The sequence below is a fragment of the Streptacidiphilus cavernicola genome, from assembly GCF_042510955.1.
GTDB classification, from domain to species: domain Bacteria; phylum Actinomycetota; class Actinomycetes; order Streptomycetales; family Streptomycetaceae; genus Streptacidiphilus; species Streptacidiphilus cavernicola.
Window position 1 is genome coordinate 1 of record NZ_JBHFAB010000023.1, and the last position, 21714, is coordinate 21714.

Sequence of the window (21714 nt, forward strand, 5' to 3'; positions counted from 1 at the left end):
ACAAGCGACCGAGGACCCCCACCGAGAAGATCAGCCAGCAGTCCGCAGCCTGACTGCGGCGGCCCCAGGGGTTGGAGAATTACGCCGACACCACCCCTGGGGAAAACCGCCGTCGTTCACAACACTCGCTAACACTTGGAGAACACTGCGCCTGAGCGTGGTATCCGAGCTGCGAAAATGGTGATACCAGCATCAGATGGAGAACGCCGGAAGGAACCGGCGCAGCCTCCGACGGGAAGGACAGGGCCGTGGCAGAGGTGCTGCTCAAAGCGATCTTGCGGACCCTCGATCTGTCGCACGAGGACTTTCAGGCGAAGTATCAGGCCGCTGCTGCCGAGTTACGCGAGATCACCGGTGACCGCAGGTTCGACAACGTCGTCCTGCTCCCGATGACCGTGTGGCGTTGGACCAACGGTGCCGTCGGAATGCCCCGCCAGCCCGCTCCGCGCATCCTGGAGCGTATGTTCAATGTGCCAGCGGCGGAGCTTTTCGCGCCGTGTCCGGACGGGCTGAAGTGGACCGGGCCAAAGGTCGAGCCCGTGTTCGACGAAAGTGAACTTCGTATGACTGCGCACGACGCTGCCGCTCATGCGGGAGACGCCGCCTCACGAGCCCTTCCAGACCTGACCCTCGACCAGATCGAGGACGACCTGAGGTACCTTGCACGCGCGCACGTCGACACAGCGCCGTACGTGATGTACGTGCAGGGTCGGCAGGTACTCCAGTCGGCAACGCTGATGCTGGATCGGACGCAGCTGCCGTCTCAGCGTCGTCGGCTGTATCTCGTCGCGGGTCAGTGCTCCGCCCTGATCGCCGCGTGCGCGACCGACCTGGGTCAGATGCCGACCGCGGTGGAGCTGCTACGCGCATCCGCCCTGTACGGCCAGGTGTCCGAGCACGGGGCCCTCCAGGCTTACGCTCACGGCTACCTGGCCATCCTCGCCTACATGGACGGCAACCCCACCCAGGCCCTGCGCCTGGTGAAGAAGGCGCACGAGTTCAGCGGGATCGGCGACACCGGCAGGGCGCGCCTGTTTGCGATCGAGGCCCGCGCCTACGGACACCTGGGCCGCTTCGATGACGCCGCGCGTGCCATCCAGGCGAGCCTGGAGCAGAGCAGCGGACGGCGCGACGACGTCCACGACGAGGTCGCCGGCGAGTTCGACTTCCCGTTGGGCCGGATCGCCATGTCGAACAGCACTACCTACCTGCTGATGCGCGATGGTGCCGCGGCAGAGACCACGGCGATGCAGTCCTTGAGCCTGATCGCCGAGGGCGGCCCTGCTGGAGCTACGCCTGTACCGATCGCCTCGAAGGCATCCTCTGACCTCGCCATGGCTCGCCTGCTGAGGCAGGACGTCGACGGGGCGGCGGAAGCTCTGCGCGCGGTGTTCGAGCTTCCCCGGGAGTGGCGAAGCCCGGGGCTTCGGGACCGCGTGCGCACCGTCCGCAGGGAACTGGTGTCGGCAGCGTTCCGCGACGCCCCGGGTGCCATAGGGATGGCCGAGGAGTGCGAGGACTTCGTGCAGATGGCCGGGCCGCCCTCCCTTGGCCCGGGTAGCTGATCCCGTCAGCCGGTGAGGCCAGCGAGGATCTGCTCCTCCTTGCCGGGGGCGATGCCGTGCTTCTTCCACCGCTGGTGGGGCACGGGCACGTTGCCGCGCTGCAACCAGGCCCAGGTATCGGCCACGGTCTCGGACAGCGGTCGGCACTCCAGCCCGGCGGCGTAGCCGGACGTCGAGTCGATGCGCCACACGCCGGGGTGGGTGCGCCACAACGGCAGTTCGCTCCACTGGACGAGGTCGTACTGCAACAGGTGCTCGTCCGGGGCCCACACCAGGCGGCCGGTGCTGCCGGTCGCCTCAAGGCACGACTCCAGGAAGCCGCCCATTGTCTCCCTGCCGATGGGAGCGGTCACGTTGTGGACCTGCGGGCCGGTGGCGGTGGCCTGGTTCAGGGCGAACCTTGCGACGTCGCGCACGTCGACGGGTTGGATGGTCTGGTTCGGGTTGCCGGGCGCGAGGATGTCTCCCCCTCGCGCGGCCCTGCTCAGCCACCAGGGCAGTCGGCCGACGTACTCGCCGGGACCGAGGATGACTCCGGGGCGCAGGATGCTCGCGCAGTCGGCCCCGAACGCCTGCACGACCGCGCGCTCCGCCCCGGCCTTCTGCTTGCCGTAGTGGGTGTCCGCTCCAACGTGGTTCGCGGGAAGACGGCCGTAGTCCGCGTCTGCGTCGGCGGGGCCGTCGAGGACTTCGGAGTCGATGAAGAGGGGTTCGTCCGGCCAACCGCGGTAGACGGAGACGGTGGAGATGTAGACGTACCTGCCCGCCTTGGAGGCCAGGGCCTCGGCCCCGGTCAGGACTGTTCGCGGGGTCAGCTCGGAGGCGGAGGTGTCCACGACGGCATCCCACGGGCCCTGCTCGGCGAGCCTGCGGACGTCGGCCTCATTCTCCCGGTCTCCGTGAACGGCTACCGCTCCCGGAACGGGTGTCCCGCTCAACCCCCGGGTGAACGTCGTCACCTCCCATCCCCGCGACAGGGCGTCGCTGACGACAGCACGACCAAGGAACCAGGTACCACCCAGCACTAGAAGCCTCATGCCGGTGATACTCCCGTGCCCACAGCCGTCAGGCCAGCACCGCAGGTCACGACCCCGGAACGCTCAGTGCCCCCAGCCGTCGTCGGCAGGGGGCACTATACTGAGCCCCCGGTCAGGATTGAACTGACGACCTACCGCTTACAAGGCGGTTGCTCTACCACTGAGCTACGGAGGCGGGCTGCTCCGTAGAAAATACACCACGGGCAGCAGGCGACGGAGGTCATAGATCGCCGAGGTCCGGCCGTGGCCCGAAGGCGCGCAGACAGCGCGGGTGCGCGATGGGCTGCTCGGCGGCCTCCTCGACGGTCCGGACGGTCCCGTTGGCCTTGTCCGGGTCGTCGTGGCTCGTCCAGCCGCAGCCGGAACCGTCGAACACCTGCATGAAGCGGACGCCGGCCTCCACCGCGCGGTTCAGCGTGCCGCTGTTGTAGGCCACGGCGCTCTTGGCCAACGTCGCCGACTCGGCCCAGGCCCGGACGGGCACCCTGGCGCCGTTGCGGTAGATGACGTAGTTCAGGCCCCGGCCGCCGAGCCGGTCGGCCAGCTTCTTCGCGGCCTGAAGCGCGGTGGTGCCGCCGGTGGCGGTGCGCGGCACGGTCTCGCGGGCGGCCTGGCGGGCGATCCGGTACCAGACCTCGGCCATCCGCTGCGCCTCCTGCGACCGGCGCAGGAAGTCGCCGTAGGAGTCGGCGGCCAGCGACTGGAGCGCATCGGAGTGCGCCTTGGTCCAGGTGAACGGGCCCCCGTCCGGCAACTGGACCCGCTCCGCGCCCTGCTCGTACAGGTAGGGCAGCTGCCGGGACACGAACGCCTGCGCCTCCTCGTCAACCCGGGCGGAGAACTCGGTGATGGCCTGCTTGTACTCCTCGATCGTGGCCAGGACGTGCGCCAGCCGCCAGTGGCCGCCTCCGGCAAGGATGCGGGCGAGCACCGACAACCGACTGTCCTCCAGCTCCTGCCAGGCGGCGGCCAGCGCCTCCGCCACTCGGTCGGCAACCTCACGCGGGTCGCCGGGGATCAGCGGCGGGTACGGGTAGCTGCTCACCGAGGACCCCGGCAACGGAAGAGCGGGGCAGTGACGAGCAGCGGAACGGCATCGTCGGCGGTGTCGTCGGCCGCGGTCTCGTCCGGGGCGAGCACGTCCGCCAGGGCGGCGACCTGCCTCTCCATGGCGGTGACGTTGGCGCTGTTGTCGAGGGTGACTACACCGTCCACGACCAGGCGCAGCGGCTCGGAGATCAGCTTGGCCTTCCGCTCGGCCAGCACTTCGAGCACGACGCCGCGGGCGGTGCCGAGGCGGCCGTACCGCAGGGTGAGGTCGGCGGTGTCGGTGGCGGTGCCGAGCTGCGCGAGCAGCCAGGCCAGCACTGCGGGGTCCATCGTCGTTCCTCCAGGAAGTGGCGGTGACCCCGACACCTGCCCGTGTCGGGGCCACCTGGTGGTGGGGCTACTTCGCCGCCGGCTTGGCCCGGCTGGCGGGCTTCTTCACCTCCACCACCGCGTCCAGCTCCGGGTCCGTCTCCGGGCCGGTGCCGGTGTCCGAGTCCTCGTCGTCCGGGTCCGGCTCGGCCTCGGGTTCCCAGGCGAACGGGTTGGTGATGATCTCCGCCACCTTCGGCACCGGCTCGTCGCCGGGCAGCAGGAGAAACGCCTCGTGGGTGACCGGGTGCTCGACGTGGACCGCCAGGGCCAGCCGCCGGGACATCAGGCGATCACCTGCGCGCACACATGCCCGTCCGGTGTCTGGAGCACCGGCATGGCGACAGCCGCGCCCTTGGTCCAGATCTGCACGGGGTCGTCCTGCGTTCCGGCGGTGATAACGATGCCGGGGGCGTCCTCGCGGGTGATCTGCGGGTTGGTGCCTCGCGAGAGCACCAGGGCCTCCGCGGTGACGCCGTACAGCGTCTGGCCCCAGGAGCTGCGGTTGGGCGGCAGCATGATCCACCGGTTGTCGGGGATCACCTTGACGTACGAGCCGTCGACCCGGACCTGCGCCTTGTAGAAGGTCACCGGCGGCAGCCCGTAGTTCGCCCGGACCACGTTGACCTGCGACGGGTTGAGCGAAGCGGTCGGCGTATTGCTGGGGTTCACGCTCCCGTAGTACGCGGCCCTGTACGAGTTGTTCGACGCCAGGTAGGACCACGCCTTGCGGGAGGTGAGGACCATCTCCGGCTCCGGGTAGCCCTTGTCCACCAGCATCTGGATCCACGACAGCTCGTCCTTGATCGGGTCCGAAGTCGGGTCGGACCACAGAACGGCCGGGGTCGGCATGTTGGCCGCCGGCACCTGCCAGTCCACCTCGTAGATGAAGCCGCCCTCGTTGAGGGTGAACTTCCCGTCGACGAGGATGTCACCGGCCGCGAGCTCCAGCCGGGCCCGGATCGCTTCGACGTGCCGCTCCGTGTCGTCGTACAGCAGCTCGATCAGGCGGTCGTCGTCCGCGCCGCGCGAGGCGTCCAGCAGCAACTGCTCCTGCTCGCCCACCAGCAGCTTCTGGCCGAGCGCGGGAAGGCTGCCTTCCTTCGCGGTCTGCCACGCGTCACGGGAGGCGAACTGCACGGACGAGTCGTAGGCCCGGTACTTCGCGGCGTTGACGTAGCGCCCGCTGTCCTTGATTCGCCACTTCACGTCCGCGATGGTCGTGTTGGGGAAGATGCCGTTCGCGCCGTTGCCGGTCAGCAGGAAGTCCGCCGGGGTCGGGATCTGTCGCGCGAAGACCGTCAGGTCCGTTGCGGTGATGTTCTTCAGGAGGTCCTGGATGCTCATCTGGGTGCCTCCTTAAACGAAGCGGATCTGGGCGGACTGGGAGGTGGGGATGTGCTTGGTCGGGTCGACCGCGACCGGGCAGGCGGACGCCTTGACCACGCCGTGCCACAGCAGCGCGCACGGGAGCTTGGTGTCGGTGGGGTTCAGCGCGGCCTCCGCGAACACGAACCCGGCCAGCAGCTGCGTGCCGTCGGTCGCGGCTGGCGTCCACGGCCCGTACAGGCCGGACGCGGTGATCTTGCCGACGGGCACACCGGACAGGAACTTGGCGTACGGCTGGGCCGTGTCGGTCGACAGCACGTAGTGCGTGCCCGCGGTGAACTTGGTGATGTCGAGGGTGATCGTCTCGGTCTGGTCGGTGCCGTGCAGCGACGCGAGCCACGCACGTCCCGCGCTGACCTGGTTCAGCGTCTGGGTAGGAGCCAGGGGCATGAGGAAGCCCCTCCTCTCTTGGACGAAGCGAACAGGTCGCACACCCGAAGTCCCGGGTGCCGTCCACGAGTTGGGAGGGGCGTGGTCCCCAGTCCGGCTATCCCGCCGGTGGGCAGATCAAGATCGGGCTAGCTCAAGTGGAGTAGCCCCGGCGCTTGGCCATGTCCAGGCCCGCGACACCGGGCCGGACGACCTGGCCGCCGCGGGGCGGCGGGCCACCGGCCGGTGAGCCGCCGGGAGCAACTGCCGGTGGCTGCTGGGCCTGGCCGCCGAAGAACTGCGGCCAGTCGGCAGCCAGCTGCGCCGCCGCGTCCGTGAGGGCCTGGTCGTCGGCGTCGTCGGGGACGGTCAGCAGCCGTTCGGCCGCGTCCAGGCCCTTGCCGGTCGCGCCGAGGCCGACGAGGGCGGCACGGCGCTGGGCGATGCGCTCCCGCGCCGAGGCCGCGGCTTCGCGCTGAGCGGCGCGGGCCTCCGCGTCGGCGGCGGCCTGCTCGCGGCGCTCCACGTCCGACATCTGCGCCGTCTGCGCATCGCGCTGCGCCTTCACCCACGCTGCTGCCTCGTCCCGCGAGGCGAAGCCCAGGTCGTCGAGCAGGGACTTCGACGCGGCGCGGCGCCCCTGTTCCTTCTCCCGGGCGAGGAGCTTGCCCAGCGTCTCCTGGTCCACGGCGGGCGCACCGCCGGAGGCGGTGTTCGTGGTGTCGTCCTCGGAAGCGCCGAGGATCGGGCGGATCGGGCGGCCGTCCTTGCGGTAGCCGATGATCGAGTCCGGGCGGGGCAGGGACCGGGCCACGGTGGCAACTCCGTTCAGCAGCGCCCCCGCGCCGACGATCAGTCTAGTCGGCTATCCCTACTTCGAGTCCTTCTCACCCTTCGCGGCTGTTCGCCGGGCTTCTCTCTGAGACTTCAGTTCAGCCCGTTGGGCTGGCTGAACGTAGAGAACAAGGATGGCCTCGGTGACCAGTTCAGCAATGTCGGCGATCTCCTCCGCCGAGTAGAGCAGGCCGTCGTGCGTTGAGTCGTTACCGACCATCCGCGCCTCATGGAACGAATCGATCAACTCACCCGACAAGCCCTTCAGCCGCAGGCTTTCAATCTTGTCGAAGAGGGTTCGCCCTGCGCAGTCACGGTCTTTCACGATGCGTTCCACGACTGCGCGATAGCCGACTCCTGCCAGCCCGTACGCTTCGGCGGACTCGGCCTTCGCAGCCTCTGCAAACGCTTGGCGGACTTCCTCAGGTGCTTCGTCTGCAACCACCCGCGCAGCAGATCGCGGCCACAGCTGTACCGTCCGCTGCGTGCGGTACCGACGGACAGTCGCCTTCACGTTGACCTCTACAACTTCGACAATCTCCGCCACTCGAAGGTAGATGCCGTCTCCACCGCAATAGTCACAGTTCAGCAGTACATCAAGAATGACCAACCGCTGCCCGTCTCCAGTGGAGAAACTCGGCACCTTTCGCTGGTCGCACCGAGTCACGCTGAGAGAAGTACGGTGCTTGCAGTGGGGGCACTCGCCCGACACCTTCGGATACTTTCCGACGAGATGATCATCGAGTTGGCGCAGGTCAACCATAATCCAAACATAGCTCTGACCTGCCCAAAGCATCCGCCAGCCGAGGGGCATTCAGCCGACTGGACTAACCCCCGGTTGATTCCGGCGGCTCACCACCAGGGCGTACCAAAGGAGCGGGGCCAACTTCCCCATCGGCCTCCGGCAACCCGAGGTAGTCCCGCACCACGCCATTGTCACCAGTCGCGTCGGCCAGCTGCGTCGCCGCGGCGAAGTCGGCCTGCCGGATGCGCTGGAGTTCTTCCTGCACGTCCTCGATCGGGTACCCGGCGTCCATGAGCATCCGCACCGCGGTCTCCAGGGAGATCACCTTGGCCTGGTACGCCTTCGCTACCTCGTCCAGCACGGCGGCCCGGTCGGTGGGGGTGTGCGGCCCCCACATCATCCGCACTGGCAGCGACTTCCCGGCGGGCCACACCCGACCGGCCTGGTAGAGGCGCTGGGCGAACTTCCCCATCAGCGCGTACTTGTGGTTCCGGGCCAGGCGCAGCATCACCACGAGGGTGTCGAGCGGGCCGAGGGCGAGTTGCAGGGCGTACCCGGACGGCCAGGTGGTGGGCTCCAGCGTGCCGAGGCCGGCGGCGGTGATGGAGGAGTTCACGGCTACCCGGTCAAGGAGGTGGTCGGATCGCTGCCGCAGCTCGGCGAGCTGTCCGGCGGTGTCGAGGACGTCCATGCCTCCGGTGTCGGAGACCTGCCACACCTCACCGGCGCGGACCTGCACCGCGGACGGCTGGCCGGTGCGGCGGTCGACGGGCAGGCGGGCTCCGCGCAGCGCGATGATCGGCACGCCGGTGGTTCCGGACGCCGAGGAGGCGTCGGTGTCGGTCGCGGCGAGTTCGTCCAGGACCTGGAGGACGGGGGCGAGGATGGAGCGGCCCCAGTGCTCGCCGCCGTCCGGGATCGTGTTGGTGACGTGGATGACTGGAATGAAGTCGATCATCAGGTCCAGCTGCTGGAGGACTTCTCCGTCGGAGCGCACCCGCCAGGCGGCCTTGTCCACGGGCAGCGCATACACGTCCTCGCCGCGCAGGTCATCCAGCAGCCATTCTCCGTCCGACAGGAAGCAGGTCACGCCGGAGGCGCTGCCCTCGGCCCACGGGTAGGTGCGGGTGATCTGCCCGGTGTCGGAGTCGAGTTCGTCGCCGACGATGAGCACCGGCTGCCCGTCGCTGCCGAAGATCCACTCCCGCAGCGGCAGACCGTCCTTCGTGGTGCCGGGCTTCGTCGCGCCGCCGATCGGCCCCAGCTCGTAGGTGATCCGGCGAAGCCGCGCCTTGAGGCCGCGCCGCTCGTCGGCGGGCAGCTCCCACGCGAAGTGCACCCGGACGGGGAACTCGCTGCCGTCCTGCTCCCCGTCCTCCGGCCACTCGGGGAAGTAGAAGCCGGGGTCCATGGTGCGCAGCAGCGGGCGGCCCTTCGCCGGGTCCCACGCCAGGGTGTAAACGCCGTCGCCGTAGCGCAGCGCCGCGCGCTCGGCCTGCTGCATCCGCAGTGGAAGCAGCTCGTCCTCCGCCCACTGCTGGAGCTGCTGCTGCATGTCCGCCGCCGACAGGGCTTCGGCGGTGGCCTCGTCGTCCTTGGCGTGCTCGGCACCGGGCACCACCAGTTCCTGTTCGGAGCCGAGGAGGTAGCCCAGCGCGGTGTTGATCAGCTTCGGTGCGTCGCCCAGCTCCCGGCGGTCCATGCCGGTGCCGTCGCCGGCGGCGGCCGCCATCTGCCCGGCCTGGTTGGAGTCGTAGGCCGCCATGAGCTTGTAGGCGGCCAGGCGGCGCAGGTCCTCGGGTGGCACCCACGAGCGGTGCAGTTCGGGGAACGCCTCCCGGCTGGCGTACGGCCGCGCCGGGGACGGCATGATCGGCTTGTAGTTCAGCCACGACCAGGCGTCGATAATCACGTCACGCAGGCCCACTGCTGCCCTCCGGCAACTCAGGCCCCGCGCCCGCAAGATCAGCGTAGCCCGCAACACGGGCCGACCAGCGGCGTCGTCAGTCGCCGTACATCAGCACATGCGCCTGGCCCGTCTCGCAGACGTCCATGAAGACGTCATGCATGGCCTTCGTGGTGGTGGTGGTGCCGGTGCCACTGTAGGGGCTGTCCCACTCGGCCTGGCAGTCCGCTTCGGTGGGCACCGCGGAGACCGGGGACATGCCGGCGGCGAAGTTTTTGGAGTAGATGTCGCACCCGGCAGCAGGCTATCGCGCTGTGCCAGAAGGACACGGCGTCTCACTCGTAGCAGGTACGTCTCCCTCCCCATCAAGCGGCGGCCCGCCGGACTGATCGCCCGCACGGGTGAGGACCGGGATGTCGGCGTCGTCTGAAACGAAGAGATGGCCGGTGCCCCACTTGGTGGAGTCGGGCACCGGCCATGGGACCAAGTTCAGAATGAAGGATGGCGGTCGGTCTCCTGCCGACACCGGCAGGGACCGTCGAGGCCTGCGGGGGACGGGACGGTGGCACTTTTAGCCTGCGTCGAGGAGGTCTCCCGGCAGTGCGAAGGTGGTCGACGTTCCTTCGGCGAGGTCGACGGCGACGGCGGTGTTGTCGGAGGTGAGGATCCATGTGCCCGCTGGGGTCTGCCGCATTCCTTGGACCGTGTTGAGGTTGTTCACGGTGGCCCGGTGCAGTACCCGGGCGTCAGTCCGGGAGATCTCGATCAGTTCGATGCTCCGCGGTAGGGCGATGGCCGCGGTGATGGTCGTCGGTGTGGAAGACACCTGGGCGACCGTGCCGGTCGAGGTGGTCAGGACATCGATGTGGTCCTGTGTGGTCAGTTTCAGGGTCGGTGTCCCACCCGCGTTGCCTGCCTTCGGCAGGGCTCCTCCCAGGACCGGGTTTCCCGCGTCGCAGGACATCGACTGTGCTTGGAATCCCTTGATGTGGACGGTCTGCGCTGCTGGACCGCTGGGCAGGGGGACGACTGCGACAAGGGTTGTCGTGTCGGTGACGTTGCCGATGCACAGGCCTGACGCGCTGCCGGCGGCCAGTGTCGTGTCGAGTGGGAGAGCCACCGTCGGTCCGGCGTGCCAGTTTCCGGGGTTGTAGAGCACGGCGCTGGCCTTGCCTGTTTTCGAGGTGTCGGCGGCGGTGACGGCTGCCGCCGTCTGACCCATGGGTAGCAGTGTATGGCCGCTCTGGAGCTTGCCGATCAGGTCGAGGCCGTGGGTTCGGGTGTTGATCGCGTAGAGCGTGCTCGGGGTTGAACCCGTCTTGGGGATGGTGACCACCCACCGCCCGTCGCTGAGGCGAGTGATATGTGGGCTAAGGACCTGGTTGTCATCGGACTGGGTGGGCACCACGGCGAGTGGTTCGGCGGTGTGCCGTTGCGGGTCGATGCCGACAACAGTGGTCAGCCCGCTCATCTTCGACAGGACGAAGACTTGCGAACCCGACCAGTCAGTACCCAGCTTGACGCCTCCCGGGCCGTCGCACGCGGCGAGGGGGACCAGGAGAGTGCAAAGCAGTACGGTGCGCAGGGTGCGTCGGAGCACGGGAGTCATCACCATTCGTTCATTGCGCTGCTGGGTGCGAGTCCAGCGGCGCGTCGGGCGGGCAGCCAGGCTCCGGCCACCGTGATGCCGAGGGTCAGCAGGATCAGGCCGCCGAGGACCGCTGCGCTGGGCAGGGGTGTGCTGGAGGGAAGGAAGGCTGTGAGGTTGCTCTGGCCGCGCAGGGCCGCAACGGCGACGGCTGCGCCGCCTGTCCCCAGGACGGTGCCCACAATCGCCCCGGCTGCTGCGACGATTGCCATTTCGAGAACCAGCATGGTCAGGACGACCCGGCTACGGAAACCGACGGCCTTGAGGATCCCGATCTCCCGGACCCGCTGCCGTGACAGTGCTCCGCTGACGACGAGCGCGCCTACCAGGGCGATCAGACCGAGTACGACGATCAGGACCTGCCCGACCACCCGGATCAGATCCAGGACACCGGGCAGCGCGGTCATCTCCTGCTGGAGCGTCGTGGCTCCGTAGCCGTCCTGCTGAACCGTGTGGAGAACGGCGGGCACGTCATCGGCCGAGGTGGCCAGTATCGTGACCTGGCTGTAGCCGATGGTGCTGGGGAACTGCTGTGGTGACACGCCTTCCAGAGCGGCGGCCCAGTCCACGACGGTGGTGTCGGCGGCGTAGGCTGCGTCGGGCCCGTCGATCTGCCAGCTGGGGTCGAACAGTCCGACGACCCGGACCTTCGCTGTGGTCCCCGTTCCGCTGTTCCTGCTGGTCCGCAGTGTCGTCGACACGGTGATGCTCTGGCCCAGGAGCTGACTGAGGTTCATTCCCTGGCTGCTGCTTGGCAGGACGACCTCGCCGGTCCGCAGCGGGAACAGCTTCGTCCGTACCGAACGGGTCACAGGAGGCAGCAGCGACGGGCGCACCATCGTCGCGTACAGCAGGACCCCTGGGATCTGTGCGCTCTTGTATCCGAAGGAGACCTGGGTCGAGGGCTGCACGGAACTGACGCCCGGAATCGCGGCGAACTGGGCCACCGCGGCGGCGCCCAGCAGCTTGGAGTCGGGGCGGTCGATCATCCGCTGCACGGTGATGCTGCGGTTGGCCGATCCTTCCTGCACCCGGTCGTGGGCGGCGCGCTGGGCACTGCCCGAGATAGTGAAGGCCGTGACACAGACCGCCACGGCTACGGCCAGCAGGACGGTGAGGCCGACCAGTCGGCGCCACAGCGACCGTACGTTGGCGACGGCGAGAGAGAAGGGGCTCATGCCTGGCCCTCCAGACGCGTGGCCGTGCCGGCCTCCGTGATCGGCGGAACGGGCAACGCGGTACCGCGGGACATCTGCAGTACCTGGTCGGCGTAGGCCGCGACAGTATCGCTGTGTGTCACCAGGAGCACGGCCCGGCCCTCGTCGGCGATCTCGCGGAACAGGGCGAGGAGTTGCTGCTCGCTGTCTGCGTCCAGGTTTCCTGTCGGTTCGTCGGCCAGGACCGTTCCGGGGTCGTTGACCAGAGCCCGTGCCAGAGCCACACGCTGCTGTTCCCCCGCCGAAAGCTGACCGGGGCGGTGCCCGACCCGCTCGGCGAGCCCTACCCGGCCCAGCAGTTGTGCTGCCTTCTGCGCGCCGGCTCGGGCGGTGCCGCGGTAGGGCAGTGCGACATTGCGGCCGGCGGTGTGCTGGGGCAGAAGGTTGAACGCCTGGAAGACGAATCCGAGTGAGGTCCTGCGGATGTCCGCGCGCTCGTTGTCGCCCAGCGCCCAGGCGTCCTTGCCCTCGACCATCACCGTGCCGTTGTCGGGGGGCATGAGGAGCCCGACGATCTGCAGCAGCGTGGTCTTGCCGGAGCCTGACCGTCCGACCAGTGCGGTGATCTTACCGGCGGGCAGGCACAGGTCGGTGGGCCGCAGCGCGTCAACTGTGCGTCCGCGTAGCGCGAACGACTTGCACACCGCCCGCGCCTCCAGTGGTGGTGGGGCCTTGTGGTCCATGCTCGCCTACTTCTTCTCAGTGGTGTCGGGTGCCGCGGTGCTGATGGGAGCGTGCCCGCCGAGAGCGTCTTTCAATGTCCACACGGACCATGTTGTCACCAGGTCGCAGCCGTCCGTGTGATCCGCCTGGTAGAGGTTCGGCAATTGGGCGCAGTGGCGCAGTGGGTTGATGCCGCTGTCGACGGCGGCATCAATGGCAGCATCTGCCTTTCCTCCGAGGAGGAGGTATGCGCGCACAATCATGGCGTAGTAGTCGGCCGACGGCATGCGCTCCGGATGCTCCGCCCATGGCCGCAGGTCCTGGGCCGTGATCCACGCGGGTGGTTGGAAGTGACTCTGGTCGTCGGCAAGGCCGACGACCAGAGTCGCTGCCGCTGCCACCTGCTGCGCGCCGCTCAAGGGCCAGCTCTCGACTCGGGGCGCTGACACTTGTACGCCGTCGGCCTCGCAGGCCAGTTCGGCGCGTTCCCAAGCGGCGGCGTTGGCCATGGTCACGGTGGCGGGAACAGCCGTCGGGGTTCGACACAGACGAGTGACGCTCGCGCTCGGTCCGTTGCCGGAAGCGAGGTTCCACGCGGCGGTGGTAGTCAGCAGCGTGAGCGGGTCACCCGTCACCTCAGGAGTGGCCGCCACCGCTTGCAGCGCCTTCGCCAGCGAGGCGTCGCGCGTGGACTCTCCGGCCAAGCGGCGCAGGAGCAAAGCGTACAGGGACGACTCGGGATCACCGATGTAGGCGCTCGGATCGCGAACGGTGCCGTCCGGCAAGGTGTCGGCGGCCATCCGCTTGCGGGCACCGGTGAACGCGGCCGAGGGAACTCCTGCGGCCTTGGCGACGTAGACCACGTCGTACAGGTCCTGGAATCCCAGTGTCGCGGCGTTGTGCTCCAGGACCGGGCCCCACACCGACGGGTCGAGGTCGGCCCTGCGTCCGGCGGCAGTGACGATGACCGCATATTGATAGGCGCTGAGGAGCGCCTGGTAGCGGTCCTGCTCGCTCATGCCGGCGAAGTCGGGGGCGGTCGGTGCCTGGATGCCCGCCAGAGCCGCTGGCACTGGGGCACCGAGGAGGTGGAAGCTTGTGGCGAGATCCGCCGCCTCCTGGCCAAGGCCGGGTTGTGACGCCGCGATCCGGGCAAGCCATGGAAGCGTGGCATTCCTGTCCGCGAGGGTGATGCCTCCGCTCGACTGGAGGACTTCCAGAGCTGCGGCCGTAGCTGCTGCGCGGTTGGCGGTGTTGTCCGGGCTGCCGGAGTGCGGCTCGGTGAACCAGCCACCCTTCGTCCGCATTCCTCGTACGGTGTCGGCATCGGTCTGGGTCAGGAGGCCGCGCATACCGGATTGTGTAAGGGGAGCGAGCCATTCACGACCGATGAGAGGCGATGAGGCCAGAGACTCGCTGCGGAAGAACGCCGCGGTCTTCGCGTTGGGATCGACCTTCGTGTGGTCATTCAGCGCGGAACGAATTCGCATCGCGTAGGAGTTGTCCTCGGGGCCGGCTGGCTCGCTACGCAGAAACGGCTGGTAGTACAAGCCGTTCTGGGCGCTCTTGAGGATCGACAACTCCTGTGTCACCGACGTAGTAGGGGAGGCGTTTTCCTTCGCCGAAGCTGTACATCCCGCCAGCGGCAGGCACAGGAGTGAGGCGCCCAGCAGGGCAGCAATGCTGCGGCGGGCTGGACAAGTGACTTGACCGGTCATGGGTGGATCCAGGACTCCAGGCTCGGTAGCGTTGGCGGAGGACCTGCCGGGGCAGCGATCACCTGCCCCGGCAGATCAGGTGGAACTACGCGGCGCCTGCGTAGACGCACTTCTCCGACACGCTGATGCTGCTGTTGACCTTCGCCGAGCCGCAGCTCTGGGTCGAGACGTAGACCGTGGTCCAGCCCGGCTTCATCACCCCGCTGAAGTCAGAGTCCCAGTTGTTCGTGTTCGTCCACGTCACCGAGCCGAGCGACTTGCTCGTCCAGCTGATCGAGGCGCTCGGGCTCGAGGAGATGCTCAGGCTGGCGCTGACGCCGTGGGCCTGGAGCGAGGCCTTGTTCCGGATCCAGGAAGCGTTGAACGGCGTGCTCCCGAGCAGCTTCGTGGACGTGGTCCAGCTGCACGCGCTGACGTAGGTGCCGCAGTGCCAGGCGTTGACCTGGAAGGTGTCCCCGCCCGGCAGGTTCCACGTGGTGGAGGCCGTCGTCGCGCTGGCCGGGCTCGTTGCCATGACCACTGCGGTCAAGGCCGCGGCAGCCGTACCGGCTGCCGCGCGCATGGATATGCCCATCTGTGTGCTCTCCTTGGTCGTTGTCGTGACTTGTACACAAATGACGTCGACGTCGGATCGCGAGAATCACACCCGCAGCGAGAAGAGCTGCTGCGGGGTCCCCCGTGACCAAGACTGGAACTTAGCGGGGTCATGGCGAGAAATGATAGAGTATGTGATTATCGCCACACTCAAACGGCTTGCCTTTCGATGCGGAATATCAACTAGCAAATTGGGGCGGCCGGACCTGCTCGGCGTAGATCCCCCGCCTCACCCCGTTTCCGGACGCCTGGTCATCGGCGTCCGGCGAGGCGTTCGTCGGCGATGCCGGTGCGGCCGGTGGCGAGCTGGTCGGGGTCGGCGAGTTCGGTCAGGGCGTGCACGGCGGCGTCCATGCGGTCGGGCGAGTCCATGCCGGGAACCCAGGTGACCATCTGCGTCTCCAGCTGCTCGAAGCCGCTGCCGACGTGGTGGACGATGCCCTGCTCGTAGAGCTGCGCGATCGGTTCGGCCCTGAGCCGTTTGCCGACCTTGGCGGTGACCTCGATGACCAGGGGCATGAGCAGGCCGCGGGTGACGCCTTCGCGGCGCAGCTGCTCCCATGCCTGGGTGACGACCTGGCGGGCCATGTCGCCGCCGTAGTTGGACTCCACAACGATCGCGTCGGCCTTGAGGGCGAGGGCGAGGCGGCACGCGGACAGGCCCCAGTCGTTGGCCCCCATGTTCGCGGAATCGTCCTCCAGGACGTACAGCCGACCGTCGAAGCTGCGGGCGCAGGCGACGATGCCGGTCTCGTCGCCGACAGCGGACTCTCCGCCGGCGGGGTCGACGGCGACAACGATGCGGGCCATGTCGAGGCCGCTGAACTGGACGGCGTTGATGCGGGCGGCGTCGATCCAGTCGCGCTTCCACACGCCGCCCTCCATCGGGCGCGGCTTCTGCTGGTAGAGGGACCACCACACGCGCTCGCCCACGGCCCGGCGGATCGTGGCCAGGGCCTTGCGGCCGTAGCGGGCGGGCCACAGGGGTTCGCCGATCTTCCGGCCTAGGGCGTCGTTCTCGCTGTCCGCGATGGCGGGCAGGTCGATGATGATCCAGTCCTCGGCGGTGTCGCCGACGAGGAGCCGCCCGGCCAGGTCGTCTTCGTCCCACCTGGTCTGGATGACGATGACGGAGCCGCCGGGCTCGATGCGGGTGAGGAGGACGGCCTGCCACCACTCCCACAGCTTCTTGCGCATGGTGGGCGACTGGGCGTCGGCGGCGTCCTTGATCGGGTCGTCCACGACGGCCAGGTGCGCGCCCTTGCCGGTGAGGCCGCCGCCAACGCCGGCGGCGATCAGTCCGCCTTCGAGGCGCTGCCCGCGCTCGTCGGCCAGGTCGAACCGGTTGGCGGCCTTGCTGCCGGGGTAGAGGCGCACGCCGAGGTCGTCGGCCCAGGTGGCGATGGCGTCGCGTATCCACCGGCCGTGGTCCTCTGCCAGCTCGGCACTGTAGGAGGCAATCATGACGCGGTGGTCGGGGCGCTGACGCAGGTACCACAGTGGCGCCCACCGGGCGGCGCGGCGGGACTTGCCGTGCCGCGGGGGCATGGTGACGAGCAGCCGGATGGACTCACCGGCGGCGATGCGCCGGAAAGCATCGTCGATGATGTCGAGATGCGCAGCCTGCATCTCGCGCCCCGCGGTGAGCAGCGCGGCCATGGACCCCGGAGAGCGGCGCATCGTCATGTCGCGCTCCACCGCGGCGAGGCGCGTTCGCATGGCGGGGTTGGCCTTGCGGGCGATGGCGCGGCGGCGGCTGGCCGGGAGGGTGCGGTAGGTGGCCAGCAGCTGTTCCAGGCGCTCGTCACTCATCGTCGTCCGCCTCGGTGTTGGCGGCGATCAGGGCCTCCAGCTCGTCAACGCTGGTGGTGGTGATCTCCAGGGGCTGCCCGTCGCGGCCGGTGATCTCAGTGCGCGTGGGGGTGTCGAGGCCGAGGAGGCGGGCGCGACGCTCCATCACCCGGAGGGCGCGGTCGATCGCGGGCAGGGAGCCTTCGCGGACGGCCTGCTTGTAGGCGACGAAGAACAGCTTGTCCAGCCGCTCGTTCTCGATGGCCCGGAGCTCGTCGGCCTTCTCGTCGTGCTCGGCGGCGCGTTCCTTCAGCGCGGCCCGGACGTCGCGGCAGGCGTAGTTGATGAGCTGGTCGTCGGCCGGGGGTTCCTGGCCGCGGGCGTACCGCTCGCAGCCGTAGCCCTGGGGGTAGGCGATGCGGTCGGAGTTGATGGAGGGGTCGGCGGCGAGCTTGCGGGCGATGGTGAGCCAGTCGACGCCAGCAAGGCGCAGTTCGATGGCGTCGGCGCGGCGCTGCACGATCGCGGCGCGCTTCGCCTTGTCCGGGCGTCCCACGGGGGCTGAACCTCCTCAGCGCCCCCGCGCCTGGGTACATGATCGCTCACCATGCTGGCACGCGACCCACGCTCGACCGGAGAGCAAACTCGCAATAAATCCGGCAATTGCCCCACGCCTTACAGATTGTGACATCATCCACCCAAGAAGGATTTGACCAAAACTACACAATGGCCCAACATTCAAACCGAATGCGGCATTCCATGAATAATGATTTTGGATTCCGGAAAGGGCATTGCATGCATCGTTGATTCCATGCCAGTATGTCTGCGACCCAAAGCGTGGACAGGCCCCATCGGGACGCACGCATTCCACTTGAAGAACAGTGCAACGCAATTACCATCGCTCACCTCTCAATGGAGGGACATGACCTTGCGTATGCGAATACTGGGCATCGCCGCCGCCTCATGCCTGGCGGTAGCAGTGGCCGCGCTCCCGAACGTGGCCGCAGCGGCACCCGCGTCGGCGACCAGCCAAGCGAACGGCGGATCCACCCTGAACATGACCGCCATCAGGGCCTCCATAGCCAGCCACAACGGCACGCTGACTATGGCGGAAGCATCACGCCTGGGCATCAAGCCGAACACGCAGTACGCCAACACGCCCTTGGCTGCCACGCTGCACCGCGCCCTCATCAAGAGCGGGACGGGGGGTGGCGCGGACCCAGCGTCGATTCAGCCGAGCACGGTCCGCCCCATGGATGCGGCCGGATGCGCCGGGAAGGTGTGCATCGGCATCACCGGCAAGGGGCTGCACGTCGACAGCTGGATCACGAGTGCCGACGTGTCCGCCTACCAGTGCAGCTTCGGCGGATTCTGGGAAGACGGCGGGCTCATCGACACCGGCCCCGAGGTTTGCGACTCGAACGGCGTCCTCTGGAACCAGGCCCTCGACGTCGACTTCTCCGAGGACACCCACGTCTGCAACAGCTGGCTGAACATCTCGGGCAAGCCCTGCGAGGAAGTTCACTCCTGATGGTCCGTTACCCGGTGGGTACACCCACCGGGTAACGTTGCCTGGGCTCCGAACACTGACAGACTCTGGGCGACCATGGAGGGTCTACGTGATCCATTTTCCTCCCGACGAAGGGCAGCCGGGCCTCCCATTCCTCGGCTTCCCTGCCACCTCGTGGCCTGGTGAGATCAAGCTCGTGATGCGCGGCGGATCTGGGAGCAGCATCAGCACGGTCATCCACGCCTACTCGAAAACGGGGGAGAGGGCAGCGAGCGTGGTGATCTCCCAAGGCCCCGACTATGGCACCGACATCCGCTCCGAGTCCCACCTGCGCCAACTCCTCAAATGGCCAGGGCGCCCAGAGTTGCGGCCCTGCACACTCCAGGCCACGCGTCAAATCTCGGTAGAGGGGGAGCGAATCGACGCACTCTTCAGAGGCTGGGATGAACCCGACCTCCGTGCTGCGGAGTTCACATGGCGGGGGCAGCGGCGCATTCAGGTGGCTACATGGGGCGTGCTTCTCGATGAGACCTTCTTCAAAGGCCTAGCTGTGGTCTCCCCCTAATCCCCGGCCGCGAGCAGGCGCCCCGCTTCGTGAAGCGGGGCGCCTGCCGACTGGATCAGAAGAGCGAGGCCGGCGATTCGCGGTGGGGTTGCGGCCGGGGCGGTGCGTCGGGCGCGGCGCGGCTCCGCCGGAGCCACCATGCGAACTGCCAGTTGCGGCAGGTGCGGTACGCCCGGGACTGGCGCAGCGGCTCCCCCGGAGGGATGTCGTCTTCTCCCCAGCCGAGGAGGGGCCTGGCGTTGGTCATCTCGACTTCGAGGCCGGGGACGAGGGCTTCGCCGTACCACTGGTGTCCCGGGGCGTGCTCGAACGCCAGGTGTGCGTTGGCCTTCCAGTTCCACGGGATGGGCAGTGCGCACAGGTACCAGGCGAGCGGCGGGTTCGGGGTGGCCAGTCGCAGCGTCTGGATGCGCTTGCCAAGGTCGACGGCGGGCCGGTCGGGCTCGGCGAAGGTGCGCAGGCAGTGCTGGGTGAGGTCGAGCTGCCGGATGCCGGCGAGCCACATGATGGGGTAGCTGGCGTTCTTGATGATGGTAACGGTGACGGGTGGCGGTGGTGCGGTCACGGTTTCCCCCTGGGAATTTTGGTCAGGAATTCAGAGCGAAATTCCGCTCCGATACCAATTTTATCAAATTCTCAACCAATTTCCCATGTCGATTGTGGCGGAAGTCATTGGGATAGGGCATGTTGAATTCCTGGTCGAAAGCGGTCCGGTAGTCGTCCTCCGACAGTGGGATGGGGCGACGGCACACGGCCTTGAGGTTGGACCCTCCAATGTCGCTGACCTGTACGTCTCGGAAGTAGCGGCGGAGCAGGGCCGCCAGCGTCTCCGGGGTGTGGAATCGCAGCTTCTGCCATTTCCCCTTGACGAAGTTCATTTCGACGTTGTCCGCATCGAGGAAGCTCATCCTGCTCCCGGACGCCTTGGAGGTGACGCGCTTCGCGGTCTCGTCGCGCATTTCCCGGGCGAGGCTGCGGGTACCGAGGTAGAGCGCGCCGTCCGCCGCGCACAGGGCGTTGACGGTCGTCATCACCCAGTGCTGGTAGTCCAGCGTGGTCGTCGCGTTGATGACGGAGTCCAGGACGACGGTCCCGAACAGGCCGCCGTCGCGCAGCTCCCGGTCGAGGTCGCGGAGCTGGCCGACGACGGCCCGGATGTCGACGGCGTACTGCCCCGGCGCGCAGCGGTAGGGCTCGTAGTCCCAGACCTGGAAGCCCTTGGACCTGAGCATCTTGGCGTAATCGCCGTAGCCCGCACCGAAATCCACAACCCTGTGGACAGGCTTGAGCCAGGGGATGATCAGCTTGTCCCAGGTCTCGGAGCCGTAGGTCAGCTTGCCCTCCTTCGCCTTGGAGCTGGGCTGCCGCAGACGCTTGGGCTGCACGATGTGCTGGTTGTAGACCGGGGCCTTGTCCTCGATCGCGGTCCAGTCGTAGACGCCGTACTCGCCGGTGAGGTCAGCGTGCAGTTGGGCGGCGTCCTGACTGGTGCAGGTCCAGGCGAGCAGGTCGAACCGCTGTGCGGCGGCGACGACGGCGTACTCCGCGTTGAGGATGATGCGGCCCTGGTCGTCCATGACGACGCTGCCCCACGGGCCGTGGCCAGCGGTCATGCCCGCGATGGCGTTCACGAAGGACAGGTTCTTCTGCTCGGCGACGCGGATGGACTGCCACGGCACCCAGGACCAGGCCCCGATCTCCCCGGGCTCGGCGTAGACGATGCTCGCCTCGGTCTCGACGCGGTTGTGGAGCAGGTTGAACTGGATCTCGTCCTGGAGGCGGACGGTCTTGCCGAGCATGACCGCGGGGGTGTGGGTGATGCCGAGTGCGGTCATGCCCTTGGTCCTCTGGTGACCGGCGACCAAGGTCCCGTTCGCGTTGACGATGACCGGCTTGACGATGCCGTGGCGTGCGATGGACTTCTTCAACCGCTCGAAGGACTCGGCCGACAGGCGGCGCGGGTTGTAGTCGGCGGGGCGCAGGTCAGCGAGCGGGTACGCCTCGCGGAACGTGGTGGTGGGCGCGGCGCTCACGCGGCGTCACTCTCCTTGTGGGGCTGTTGGAGGACGTGCCAGCCGAAGCCGAGGTCCGAGTTGGTGTCGTCGACGAAGCGTTCGTAGATGCGGCTCAGGGCCTCCACCTCGTCGGCAGTGATCCGCACGCGGGTGGTCGACCACTGGAGGTAGCCCCACTGGAGGTAGTCGACGGTGGCGCGCTCCCCGGTGCCGGCGCCGTCGGTGGGCAGCTCCAGCCGGTCGGGGAGCGAGTCGTCGTCGAGGAGTTCGTCCAGGGCGTGCTGGTCGTAGCCGGTGCCGTCGAGGTCGGGCAGGTCAGCGAGGATGTCGGCAAGCAGCTTCTCGTCGTATCCGGCGAGGTCGCTGGTGCGGTTGTCCACGACGACGATGCGGGCCGCGGCTTCGTCGTCCACGTCGACGAAGGTGGCGGCGATGCCGTCCCAGCCGAGTTCGGCAGCGGCCTTGAAGGTGTGGTTGCCCGCCAGGATCTCGTTGAGGCGGCCGGTGAGGGTGCCGCGGTTGACGACGATGGCGCGGTACTGGCCGTTGGTGGTGAGCGAGTCCTTGATGGCCGCGAGGTCCCCGGTGCGCGGGTTGCGGTGGTACTGGGTCAGATCGTCCAGCGGGACGGTGAGGTCGGCGAGCCCGGCGGGGATGTTGGCCGGGGTGGCGGACGTGGACACGGGGGCCCCCTTCACGTGCAGGCCCCGCGCCTGTCCGCCACCCTAG

22 protein-coding genes and 1 tRNA gene are annotated in these 21714 nt (G+C 68.1%); 2 read left to right on the forward strand and 21 right to left on the reverse strand.

The window, feature by feature from the left end; translation table 11 throughout:
* The first annotated feature begins 248 nt into the window (after positions 1-248).
* Positions 249-1565, forward strand: a complete 1317-nt coding sequence (locus ACEZDE_RS25910; RefSeq protein WP_380540522.1) for a hypothetical protein — start codon at positions 249-251, stop codon at positions 1563-1565.
* A gap of 5 nt (positions 1566-1570) precedes the next feature.
* On the opposite strand, the gene ACEZDE_RS25915 is transcribed toward ACEZDE_RS25910, so the two are convergent.
* The 18 genes from ACEZDE_RS25915 to ACEZDE_RS26000 form a co-directional block, all read right to left on the reverse strand.
* Positions 1571-2602, reverse strand: coding sequence for an NAD-dependent epimerase/dehydratase family protein (locus tag ACEZDE_RS25915; protein ID WP_380540525.1), 1032 nt, complete (start codon positions 2600-2602; stop codon positions 1571-1573).
* 103 nt (positions 2603-2705) lie between these two features.
* A tRNA-Thr gene (locus ACEZDE_RS25920) sits at positions 2706-2777 on the reverse strand.
* Positions 2778-2822: 45 nt separating this feature from the next.
* Positions 2823-3647 carry a phage minor capsid protein gene (locus tag ACEZDE_RS25925; protein ID WP_380540528.1) on the reverse strand — a complete coding sequence of 275 codons (825 nt, stop codon included), beginning with the start codon at positions 3645-3647 and terminating at the stop codon, positions 2823-2825.
* Positions 3644-3982, reverse strand: coding sequence for a hypothetical protein (locus ACEZDE_RS25930; RefSeq protein ID WP_380540531.1), 339 nt, complete (start codon positions 3980-3982; stop codon positions 3644-3646). The genes ACEZDE_RS25925 and ACEZDE_RS25930 overlap by 4 nt, the downstream gene beginning before the upstream one ends.
* Positions 3983-4049: 67 nt before the next feature.
* Entirely contained in the window at positions 4050-4307 is a 258-nt protein-coding gene (locus ACEZDE_RS25935; RefSeq protein WP_380540534.1) for a hypothetical protein, read from the reverse strand.
* Complete coding sequence (locus ACEZDE_RS25940) at positions 4307-5368, reverse strand: major capsid protein (protein ID WP_380540537.1); 1062 nt, start codon at positions 5366-5368, stop codon at positions 4307-4309. The genes ACEZDE_RS25935 and ACEZDE_RS25940 overlap by 1 nt, the downstream gene beginning before the upstream one ends.
* A 12-nt stretch (positions 5369-5380) precedes the next feature.
* Positions 5381-5800: a head decoration protein gene (locus ACEZDE_RS25945; RefSeq protein ID WP_380540540.1), complete on the reverse strand. Its 420-nt coding sequence runs from the start codon at positions 5798-5800 to the stop codon at positions 5381-5383.
* Positions 5801-5933: 133 nt separating this feature from the next.
* The gene (locus ACEZDE_RS25950) at positions 5934-6593 is read right to left on the reverse strand and encodes a hypothetical protein (RefSeq protein ID WP_380540543.1); all 660 of its coding nucleotides are present in this window, start codon (positions 6591-6593) and stop codon (positions 5934-5936) included.
* A 57-nt stretch (positions 6594-6650) separates the two neighbouring features.
* Complete coding sequence (locus ACEZDE_RS25955) at positions 6651-7376, reverse strand: DUF4145 domain-containing protein (protein ID WP_380540546.1); 726 nt, start codon at positions 7374-7376, stop codon at positions 6651-6653.
* 64 nt (positions 7377-7440) lie between these two features.
* Complete coding sequence (locus ACEZDE_RS25960; RefSeq protein WP_380540549.1) at positions 7441-9270, reverse strand: hypothetical protein; 1830 nt, start codon at positions 9268-9270, stop codon at positions 7441-7443.
* Between the two features lie 91 nt (positions 9271-9361).
* Positions 9362-9505, reverse strand: coding sequence for a hypothetical protein (locus tag ACEZDE_RS25965; RefSeq protein WP_380540551.1), 144 nt, complete (start codon positions 9503-9505; stop codon positions 9362-9364).
* 330 nt (positions 9506-9835) lie between these two features.
* Positions 9836-10864 (reverse strand): hypothetical protein, encoded by a 1029-nt coding sequence (locus ACEZDE_RS25970; protein ID WP_380540553.1) that lies wholly within the window; start codon positions 10862-10864, stop codon positions 9836-9838.
* An 8-nt stretch (positions 10865-10872) separates the two neighbouring features.
* Positions 10873-12006 carry an ABC transporter permease gene (locus ACEZDE_RS25975; RefSeq protein ID WP_380540556.1) on the reverse strand — a complete coding sequence of 378 codons (1134 nt, stop codon included), beginning with the start codon at positions 12004-12006 and terminating at the stop codon, positions 10873-10875.
* Positions 12007-12086: 80 nt separating this feature from the next.
* A complete protein-coding gene (locus ACEZDE_RS25980) occupies positions 12087-12812 on the reverse strand; it encodes an ABC transporter ATP-binding protein (RefSeq protein WP_380540559.1) in 726 nt (241 codons plus the stop codon).
* Positions 12813-12818: 6 nt separating this feature from the next.
* On the reverse strand, positions 12819-14510 hold the full coding sequence (locus ACEZDE_RS25985; protein ID WP_380540562.1) for a hypothetical protein: 1692 nt from the start codon (positions 14508-14510) through the stop codon (positions 12819-12821).
* A gap of 85 nt (positions 14511-14595) precedes the next feature.
* Positions 14596-15084: a hypothetical protein gene (locus tag ACEZDE_RS25990; RefSeq protein WP_380540565.1), complete on the reverse strand. Its 489-nt coding sequence runs from the start codon at positions 15082-15084 to the stop codon at positions 14596-14598.
* 272 nt (positions 15085-15356) lie between these two features.
* Positions 15357-16916 (reverse strand): terminase large subunit domain-containing protein, encoded by a 1560-nt coding sequence (locus ACEZDE_RS25995; RefSeq protein ID WP_380540568.1) that lies wholly within the window; start codon positions 16914-16916, stop codon positions 15357-15359.
* Entirely contained in the window at positions 16909-17451 is a 543-nt protein-coding gene (locus ACEZDE_RS26000; RefSeq protein WP_380540571.1) for a hypothetical protein, read from the reverse strand. Before ACEZDE_RS26000 ends, ACEZDE_RS25995 begins: the two co-directional genes overlap by 8 nt.
* 366 nt (positions 17452-17817) lie before the next feature.
* On the opposite strand from ACEZDE_RS26000, the gene ACEZDE_RS26005 reads away from it, so the two are divergent.
* Positions 17818-18426 carry a hypothetical protein gene (locus ACEZDE_RS26005; RefSeq protein ID WP_380540574.1) on the forward strand — a complete coding sequence of 203 codons (609 nt, stop codon included), beginning with the start codon at positions 17818-17820 and terminating at the stop codon, positions 18424-18426.
* Positions 18427-19025: 599 nt separating this feature from the next.
* On the opposite strand, the gene ACEZDE_RS26010 is transcribed toward ACEZDE_RS26005, so the two are convergent.
* The 3 genes from ACEZDE_RS26010 to ACEZDE_RS26020 are packed head-to-tail and all read right to left on the reverse strand — an operon-like array spanning position 19026 to position 21668.
* Positions 19026-19535, reverse strand: coding sequence for a hypothetical protein (locus ACEZDE_RS26010; protein WP_380540577.1), 510 nt, complete (start codon positions 19533-19535; stop codon positions 19026-19028).
* 22 nt (positions 19536-19557) lie between these two features.
* Positions 19558-21003 carry a ParB N-terminal domain-containing protein gene (locus ACEZDE_RS26015; protein WP_380540580.1) on the reverse strand — a complete coding sequence of 482 codons (1446 nt, stop codon included), beginning with the start codon at positions 21001-21003 and terminating at the stop codon, positions 19558-19560.
* The gene (locus ACEZDE_RS26020) at positions 21000-21668 is read right to left on the reverse strand and encodes a ParB N-terminal domain-containing protein (protein ID WP_380540583.1); all 669 of its coding nucleotides are present in this window, start codon (positions 21666-21668) and stop codon (positions 21000-21002) included. Before ACEZDE_RS26020 ends, ACEZDE_RS26015 begins: the two co-directional genes overlap by 4 nt.
* Positions 21669-21714: the final 46 nt, after the last annotated feature.

Coding starts and splice junctions, on each gene's coding strand:
- ACEZDE_RS25915 (WP_380540525.1), bottom strand. CDS start 2,602: ATGAGGCTTCTAGTGCTGGGTGGTACCTGGTTCCTTGGTCGTGCTGTC.
- ACEZDE_RS25930 (WP_380540531.1), bottom strand. CDS start 3,982: ATGGACCCCGCAGTGCTGGCCTGGCTGCTCGCGCAGCTCGGCACCGCC.
- ACEZDE_RS25935 (WP_380540534.1), bottom strand. CDS start 4,307: ATGTCCCGGCGGCTGGCCCTGGCGGTCCACGTCGAGCACCCGGTCACC.
- ACEZDE_RS25940 (WP_380540537.1), bottom strand. CDS start 5,368: ATGAGCATCCAGGACCTCCTGAAGAACATCACCGCAACGGACCTGACG.
- ACEZDE_RS25945 (WP_380540540.1), bottom strand. CDS start 5,800: ATGCCCCTGGCTCCTACCCAGACGCTGAACCAGGTCAGCGCGGGACGT.
- ACEZDE_RS25955 (WP_380540546.1), bottom strand. CDS start 7,376: ATGGTTGACCTGCGCCAACTCGATGATCATCTCGTCGGAAAGTATCCG.
- ACEZDE_RS25980 (WP_380540559.1), bottom strand. CDS start 12,812: ATGGACCACAAGGCCCCACCACCACTGGAGGCGCGGGCGGTGTGCAAG.
- ACEZDE_RS25985 (WP_380540562.1), bottom strand. CDS start 14,510: ATGACCGGTCAAGTCACTTGTCCAGCCCGCCGCAGCATTGCTGCCCTG.
- ACEZDE_RS25990 (WP_380540565.1), bottom strand. CDS start 15,084: ATGGGCATATCCATGCGCGCGGCAGCCGGTACGGCTGCCGCGGCCTTG.
- ACEZDE_RS25995 (WP_380540568.1), bottom strand. CDS start 16,916: ATGAGTGACGAGCGCCTGGAACAGCTGCTGGCCACCTACCGCACCCTC.
- ACEZDE_RS26005 (WP_380540574.1), top strand. CDS start 17,818: ATGACCTTGCGTATGCGAATACTGGGCATCGCCGCCGCCTCATGCCTG.